Source organism: Moorena sp. SIO3I6, assembly GCF_010672095.1.
Window position 1 is genome coordinate 1 of the sequence record NZ_JAAHHU010000263.1, and the last position, 6,639, is coordinate 6,639.

At 41.6% G+C, this 6,639-nt stretch carries 10 protein-coding genes and 1 pseudogene; 4 read left to right on the plus strand and 7 right to left on the minus strand.

Translation table 11 applies throughout. From position 1 onward, the window contains the following. Nucleotides 1–7: 7 nt before the first annotated feature. On the plus strand, nt 8–118 hold the full coding sequence (locus F6K49_RS33360) for a hypothetical protein (RefSeq protein WP_364303539.1): 111 nt from the start codon (nt 8–10) through the stop codon (nt 116–118). A gap of 160 nt (nt 119–278) precedes the next feature. Here F6K49_RS33360 and F6K49_RS33365 read toward each other — a convergent pair whose 3' ends face one another. Continuing rightward, nucleotides 279–449, minus strand: a complete 171-nt coding sequence (locus tag F6K49_RS33365) for a hypothetical protein (RefSeq protein ID WP_293103567.1) — start codon at nt 447–449, stop codon at nt 279–281. 110 nt (nt 450–559) lie between these two features. Between F6K49_RS33365 and F6K49_RS33370 the strand changes: the two genes are divergently transcribed. Next, nucleotides 560–2,077, plus strand: coding sequence for an adenylate/guanylate cyclase domain-containing protein (locus F6K49_RS33370; protein ID WP_293103570.1), 1,518 nt, complete (start codon nt 560–562; stop codon nt 2,075–2,077). 10 nt (nt 2,078–2,087) lie between these two features. Here the strand turns inward: F6K49_RS33370 and F6K49_RS33375 are convergent, their stop codons facing one another. Continuing rightward, on the minus strand, nt 2,088–2,261 hold the full coding sequence (locus tag F6K49_RS33375) for a hypothetical protein (RefSeq protein ID WP_293029720.1): 174 nt from the start codon (nt 2,259–2,261) through the stop codon (nt 2,088–2,090). A gap of 12 nt (nt 2,262–2,273) precedes the next feature. Here F6K49_RS33375 and F6K49_RS33380 point away from each other — a divergent pair, with 12 nt between their 5' ends. After that, nucleotides 2,274–2,504, plus strand: coding sequence for a hypothetical protein (locus F6K49_RS33380; RefSeq protein WP_293029723.1), 231 nt, complete (start codon nt 2,274–2,276; stop codon nt 2,502–2,504). A gap of 163 nt (nt 2,505–2,667) precedes the next feature. Further along, nucleotides 2,668–3,576: an ion transporter gene (locus F6K49_RS33385; RefSeq protein ID WP_293029726.1), complete on the plus strand. Its 909-nt coding sequence runs from the start codon at nt 2,668–2,670 to the stop codon at nt 3,574–3,576. A 100-nt stretch (nt 3,577–3,676) separates the two neighbouring features. On the opposite strand, the gene F6K49_RS33390 is transcribed toward F6K49_RS33385, so the two are convergent. The 5 genes and pseudogenes from F6K49_RS33390 to F6K49_RS33410 form a co-directional block, all read right to left on the minus strand. Continuing rightward, nucleotides 3,677–4,687: a hypothetical protein gene (locus F6K49_RS33390; protein WP_293103573.1), complete on the minus strand. Its 1,011-nt coding sequence runs from the start codon at nt 4,685–4,687 to the stop codon at nt 3,677–3,679. A 138-nt stretch (nt 4,688–4,825) separates the two neighbouring features. Continuing rightward, nucleotides 4,826–5,023 carry a hypothetical protein gene (locus F6K49_RS33395; protein WP_293029734.1) on the minus strand — a complete coding sequence of 66 codons (198 nt, stop codon included), beginning with the start codon at nt 5,021–5,023 and terminating at the stop codon, nt 4,826–4,828. A gap of 406 nt (nt 5,024–5,429) precedes the next feature. Next, nucleotides 5,430–5,633, minus strand: a complete 204-nt coding sequence (locus F6K49_RS33400; protein ID WP_293029737.1) for a hypothetical protein — start codon at nt 5,631–5,633, stop codon at nt 5,430–5,432. Between the two features lie 85 nt (nt 5,634–5,718). Next, nucleotides 5,719–5,928, minus strand: a pseudogene (locus F6K49_RS33405) (type II toxin-antitoxin system YafQ family toxin); the annotation flags it as partial. Between the two features lie 151 nt (nt 5,929–6,079). Further along, nucleotides 6,080–6,406 (minus strand): hypothetical protein, encoded by a 327-nt coding sequence (locus tag F6K49_RS33410; RefSeq protein ID WP_293029741.1) that lies wholly within the window; start codon nt 6,404–6,406, stop codon nt 6,080–6,082. Between the last annotated feature and the right edge of the window lie 233 nt (nt 6,407–6,639).

Consider the following 6,639-nt stretch of genomic DNA (forward strand, 5'->3'; position numbering starts at 1 on the left):
CAGTTGCGTGGTTTATGGGATGCCGAAAGCAGCAGCAGAGTTGAAGGCGGCGGTGGAAATTTTGCCCCTAGACGCGATCGCACCTGCCCTAATCAAAGGATTCGCGTTTAAGCCTTAGCTAAATTCCTATAGCTAAATTTATATATCACTTTTATTGCACAACACTGATATATTATAATAATTCTTAACAATAGCTGACTATTAAGCACAATTGGCATGACATAGTTTTCCCAGTTTGCCCAGAGTATTGAACAAAATTTGATAAACTGCTAAACGAATTAGCGTTGCGTCAGTCTTTGAATGAATAGGAGTAGAGTGGGCATCCTGCCCGCCCCAAAATAAGGAGGAAACTGGCAAGATGCCAGTTCTACACAAGATGCCAGTTCTACACAAGATGCCAGTTCCACGCCTGATGTCCATTCTACGGCAAGATGCCTATTCCACCTCACTCTTAAAATCATTCCATTATTAAGCAACGCCAAAGAATTAGCTAACCCTAGGTTATTTATCTATGCTGTACCTGATCTAATTGATAGCCAAAGCGGACATTACAAATAAAATGGTGACTCAAGAGCCGATTAAAGTCCTACTTATCGATGATCAGCCCATGATCGGCGAAGCCATTCGCCGCATGTTGGCTCCAGAAAAGGATATTATCTTTCGCTACTGTCAGGATCCAACTGAAACCTTAAAAGTAGCTAAGGAGTACCAACCAACGGTCATTCTACAAGACTTGGTCATGCCGGAGATGGATGGCTTGTTGTTAGTGCGTTTTTTGCGTTCTAAGGATTCGCCGACTCGACCTATTCCCCTGATTGTACTATCAAGTAAAGAAGAACCAGTAATTAAAGCTAAAGCCTTTGGATTTGGAGCAAATGATTACTTAGTAAAACTGCCAGATCGGGTAGAACTAATTGCTCGTATTCGTTACCATTCCAAAGCCTATCTTAACTTCCTCAAACGAACCGAAGCTGAAGAGCAGCTTAAAGCTGAAAATCTGCGCCAGTCAAAGTATATAAAACAGGTAGAAAAGGTGACAGTAGCAGCCGCCGCTGTGGAAAATGATACATTTAAGCCAGAAAGTCTGGAGGAAGTAGCCACTCGGAGCGACGAGTTAGGACGACTAGCACGAGTTTTCCGGCAAATGGTTCAAACGGTAAAAGCCCGTGAGCAAGAATTGACTCAAGCCAATGAAACTCTGGAAACCCTAAAAAATTCCTTTGCTCGGTTTTTCCCATTTGAATATCTTAATTTTCTGCACAAGGACAATGTGATTCATGTCCAATTAGGGGACCACGTTAGTAAAGAAATGGCGGTGATGTTCAGTGATATTCGCTCCTTTACTACCATTTCTGAGAGTATGACACCAAAGGAAAACTTTGACTTCGTCAATGCCTATCTTAAGCGTGTCAGTCCTGAAATTCGCAATCACGATGGCTTTATTGTCAAATTTCTAGGGGATGGCATGATGGCAGTTTTCCCTGATGGCGCTGATGATGCTGTCTGTGCTGGAATTGCCAAGCTCAAAAAAGTCCAGCAATACAATCAAAAGCGTGAAGCCAACGGTTATTTACCGATTCAAGTAGGGATTGGTATCCACTATGGTCACATGATGGTGGGGATGGTTGGAGAGACATTCCGAATGCAGGGGGATGCTTTTTCTGATAATGTTAACTTGACCGCTCGTTTGGAAGGCTTGACCAAGTTCTATGGGGTTTCTTTATTAATTTCTCAGCAAACCTTAGAGAAATTGAGCAATCCGAATAACTATCAAATTCGGTTTCTAGATCGAGCAATTGTTAAAGGTAGAAATGAACCCCTTGCTATCTATGAAGTGCTGGATGGTGAGACTGAGGCAGTTAGGGAATTGAAGTTAAAAACGCAACTGGAATTTGAACAAGGTTTAGAATGTTATCGCACTCAAGGATTTTACAAGGCTTTAGAGTATTTTAATCACGTGTTAATGGTGAATCCTTTGGATAAGACCGCTGCCTTATATGTGGAGCGAATTAAGCAGTTGATGGCTCAAGGGGTGCCACAGGATTGGGATGGAGTTTGGCGGTTTACCAAGAAGTAAGCTATCTGGGTTAATGGCAGTAGGGAGTAGGGAGTAGGGAGTAGGGAGTAGGGAGTAGGGAGTAGGGAGTAGGGAGTAGGGAGTAGGGAGTAGGGAGTAGGGAGTAGGGAGGGATTTTCGGCGTTGCTGAATTTAGGAATGAATAGGAGTAGATTGGGCATCCTGCCCGCTCGAAAATAAGCATGAAACTGGCAAGATGCCAGTTCCACGCCTGATGCCCATTCCACCAACATGCCCATTCCAGAAAACTCTTAAAATCATTCCATTATTAAGCAACGCTGGATTTTCTCCCTCTTCCCTCTTCCCTGCTCCCTGCTCCCGTCTTGATGCAGTCGCTCATGGGGGAAACCCCCAAGACCGCGCTGCATCGCTGCTCCCTAAAACCCAGAACTTTGTACCTCACCGAATTGATAGCTGCTATATATAGTATAGTAATATTTGCCTAAGGATATTGGTACTATAGTTTATTCATTAGTGATTGCTAAGCACTAATCAATAAACTTTATTACCAAGCACCCGGAATGATAAGTATTCATCGGGATATAATTATATCACAAGTTGCCCACTGTAATTGTTTATATAATTTTTTTATGCAGGTAGCACTCCAAAAAATTTCTAATTCTGAAATCTTTCAGAATACAGTTTTGATCGTAATAATCTTGGCTAGCATTATAGTAGGTCTGGAAACCTATCCATCATTTACAGAAAATTACGGCACTCTTGTCAATTTTATAGAACATCTAATATTAGGTTTTTTTATTGGTGAAATTTTTATTAAGATAGGTGCTGAAGCTAGTCATCCATGGAGCTACTTTAAAAATGGATGGAATCTATTTGATTTATTCATTGTTGTGGCTTTACTATTGCCAATTGATAATCAATATTTTATAGTGCTACGTATGCTTAGGCTGCTGAGAGTATTTAGGCTAATCTCTGCTTTGCCTCGCTTACAAATACTCGTCCGAGCTCTACTCAAGAGTCTACCCTCCATGGGCTATGTCTTTTTGCTTCTCTGTATTTTGTTCTATATTTATGGGGTAGCCGGAACCTTTTTATTTGCTGAAAACGATCCGATTCACTTTTCTTCCTTACCCAAATCTATCTTGTCTCTATTTCAAGTAGTAACCCTAGAAGGTTGGGCAGATTTGATGTATATCCAGATGTATGGCTGCGAACGCTACGGTTACGATGGTATAGAAGCACTTTGCACAAATCCCTCAGCTTCACCCCTGGTTGGTGTCCTTTTTTTTGTGAGCTTTGTGATGTTGGGGGCGATGATTACTATCAATCTTTTTGTTGGGATTATCACCAGCAATATCAGTGATAGTGTCGATGAATTCAAGCAGGAGCAGGATAAAAAGTTGGAGAAGGTGATCAAGGAGCAGAATCAATTTAGCAAAGTGTCCAGACTTGAAGGTCAGTTATTAGCAATTCAAGAACAGTTGAAAGATATGCATAGTTCCTTAGAGCGTATCCGAACAGATATTTCTGATTATTGAGCGATTATTGATCACTTTTAATCGATTTCAGTAGTTTGGATGTGATTCGGCAACACTATCATTGATTGCCTTTTTGATCTTGTTGTTAAGCTGATATCACCTACTTTTCTACATAGTTTTCGAGCTTAAAAAACTCAATCAATTCCTCAAACTTCGTGTCATTAGCGGTAGGAGTTAATAATTCAATTTCTTGAATTATGGCTGGATTCAAATACTTAAAAACATCCTGGGTTAAAACCGAAATTGCTTCGGCGGTCAACCCTTTAAGTTCACGAGCCAATCTAGCCATTCGTCCCTTAGCAAAATTGACTTGAAAGCGAGTCCTTTTCATAAGCCGTTGTCTAAGATTTTCATAAAGCGTTTGTTTATCGATAGCTTGGGAATCGGGAAGATCGTGATTCAAAATTATTGGAATAATATCAGGATTTTCTTCTAGAAATAGCAGACTGCCTTCCTCGTTAAATGCTTCAATTCCTTCCATGCCCAAAGTGCCTAAATCAGCCAAAGCAATAATCCGAGCTACCAGAGATAGGTTTTTATCAGAAGAGTAGAGGTCAGGCTGGTAAATGGTATTGTCTGAAGTATCATAGTAACAAATGGTAGCGTTAATGGCTTCTGTAATGATTTGTACATCTGAATCGGTAAACAAGGCCAGATGGTTAGGAGTTTGCTTACTTATCCATTCATTCTGATTTTTGATGTAATCCAAAAGCTTAGTAATTGTAGCAGCTTCGCTCACACCACTTTCTCGCCGTCTAGAGATATAGGGTTGGATTTGAGGGACAAACTCTTGCACCATATCGTGAGCAATGGCGCACAGATCGATTAACTGTTTCATTCTGCTCAGATAGTCTGGTGCTATATCATTGTCCAGACCGGCTTCCCAATAGGGTCTGATGGCTTGGAAAATCCGATCAGCTCTACGCTGCACTCCATTAACATGGTCACAAGTATGATAGTAAAGCTGTTTTCGCTCCGTTTCTTTTTCCATTTCCAGCAGAGCAAAGGTTTTCACCCTAGTGACTGCTTCGACAAAGGAGCTAGGAAGCTGAGCTGACTCATCAATTGAGGGGTGTGGTAGATACTGATTATCCTGATTGTGTTGATTCATGAGAGTTGTTTTGATGACTATACCAATCCTAAATGAATTGTGATAATTTTTGTTCCCTTTTCCCTACTCCCTACTCCCTACTCCCTGTTCCCAGATCCGCTGTTCCCTGTTCCCTTTGGTATAATAACTGAATCGGTTTTAAATACCAAAAATTGATTTAATACGTTTGCGAATCTCGGCGAAAGGAGTTTCGTCTTCCTCTGTGGCACTGACGGTTATTCCTAAGCGTTCCAATGTCTCTTGACGTTTGGATAATTCTTCAGAAATTCGGTCAGCTAATTCTTCGTGCTTAGCCAAAAGACTTTGTAAATTGTCTCGATCCACCACAAACAGCATTGTCTCTTCTAGGGTAGCGATCGCTACTCTAGTAGGGTGGGCAAATTATCCTAGTAATACCAATTGATCACCAATCATGTCCATTTGCCCACCCTACAACCTGAGTAGGGTGGGCAATATATCAAATTAATACTATTTCATCACCAATCATGTCCATTTGCCTAACTTACATCGGGGTAGTGCGATCGCGACCTGAGTAGGGTGGGCAAATCATCAAAGTAATACCAATTGATCACCAATCATGTCCATTTGCCCACCCTACGCCTACAAGTAAGGTGGGCAATATATCAAATTAATACAATTTCCTCACCAATCATGTCCATTTGCCCACCCTACTACTATTTTATCAAAATCAACAGGGAGTAGGGTGGGCAAATTATGAATGTGGCGTAGGGTGGGCAAATCATCAAATTAATACCATTTGAGCACCAATCATGTCCATTTGCCCACCCGACAAGATCAGCGATTGGCCGTAGGCCACGCTACGCGATCGCACTGTTCCCTCTTCTGAGTTCCCTGTTCCCAGATCTGCTGTTCCCAGATCCGCTGTTACAGTACCCATTCCGTAGGGTAGGGTGGGCAAAAAATGATAGTTTGGCAATTTCATCATCAATCATGTCCATTTGCCCACCCTACTACAAGAGCGATTGGCCGTAGGCCACGCTTCGCGAACGCACTTCCAAATTCATGATCATTTAGAATAAATCTGCATGGGAACCGGAACGAACCAGAAAAAGATTGGTTTCTGAGGTTTTGTAGATTAAAATCCAGTCTGGTTCGATATGACAATCTCGGTATCCACTCCAATTTCCTGTTAAGGCATGATCTTTGTATTTGGGTTCTAGTTCTTTTCTCTCTAATAAGTTCTCAATAACGGATTTAAGCTTTTCCATATTTTTGCCACGCTTCTGTAGCCTAAATTAAGCAACAAAATAGTCGGGTAGGGTGGGCAAATTCCGATAGTTTGGCAATCTGAGCAGTTATCATGTCAATTTGCCCACCCTATTTTATCAGCGATCGCTTTATTAAAGCGGTTTTCAAAAATAGGTGATAGCATTAAATTCCCAGTTCATTGTAGAGAGATTCTTTATTGGCACAAACGGTCAAGTTTTTTGGTTCTTCAATATTTATAATCGCTTGTTGGGTCTCTTCATTGAAGTCGTTAATTGTATAAGTGTTCTCTTCAATTCGTTTCTCTCTTTCAGCTTGAAGCAAAATAAGCGCGAGGTGTTTTTGTAAATAAATGGCTAGGGCGTTTTGTTGTTCTTCCTTTAGCTGTGCGATCTCCTCAAAGGTTTCTTGGATTAATTTAGTCATGGGTTGTTTTTGCGAAACCGTATTGTACGAAATTGTAGCACTTTGACATCCTCCCACCGCGCTCATCAAAGATTATAGTGCGATTGGCCGTAGGCCACGCTACGCGATCGCACCCAGTGGGGTAGGGTGGGCAAATCATCATACTTTAGCCGATTGATCATCAATCATGTCCATTTGCCCACCCTACTACTACTGACATTATCCCGGCCCGATCGCTCTTCCATTTTCCCAAACCGGCGATCGCACTGTTCCCAGATCCGCTGTTTCCAGGCGTAGGGTCAGCAAATCATCAACCATTA

Coding starts and splice junctions, on each gene's coding strand:
- F6K49_RS33370 (WP_293103570.1), top strand. CDS start 560: ATGGTGACTCAAGAGCCGATTAAAGTCCTACTTATCGATGATCAGCCC.
- F6K49_RS33375 (WP_293029720.1), bottom strand. CDS start 2,261: ATGCTTATTTTCGAGCGGGCAGGATGCCCAATCTACTCCTATTCATTC.
- F6K49_RS33380 (WP_293029723.1), top strand. CDS start 2,274: ATGCCAGTTCCACGCCTGATGCCCATTCCACCAACATGCCCATTCCAG.
- F6K49_RS33385 (WP_293029726.1), top strand. CDS start 2,668: ATGCAGGTAGCACTCCAAAAAATTTCTAATTCTGAAATCTTTCAGAAT.
- F6K49_RS33390 (WP_293103573.1), bottom strand. CDS start 4,687: ATGAATCAACACAATCAGGATAATCAGTATCTACCACACCCCTCAATT.
- F6K49_RS33395 (WP_293029734.1), bottom strand. CDS start 5,023: ATGCTGTTTGTGGTGGATCGAGACAATTTACAAAGTCTTTTGGCTAAG.
- F6K49_RS33400 (WP_293029737.1), bottom strand. CDS start 5,633: ATGATGAAATTGCCAAACTATCATTTTTTGCCCACCCTACCCTACGGA.
- F6K49_RS33410 (WP_293029741.1), bottom strand. CDS start 6,406: ATGAGCGCGGTGGGAGGATGTCAAAGTGCTACAATTTCGTACAATACG.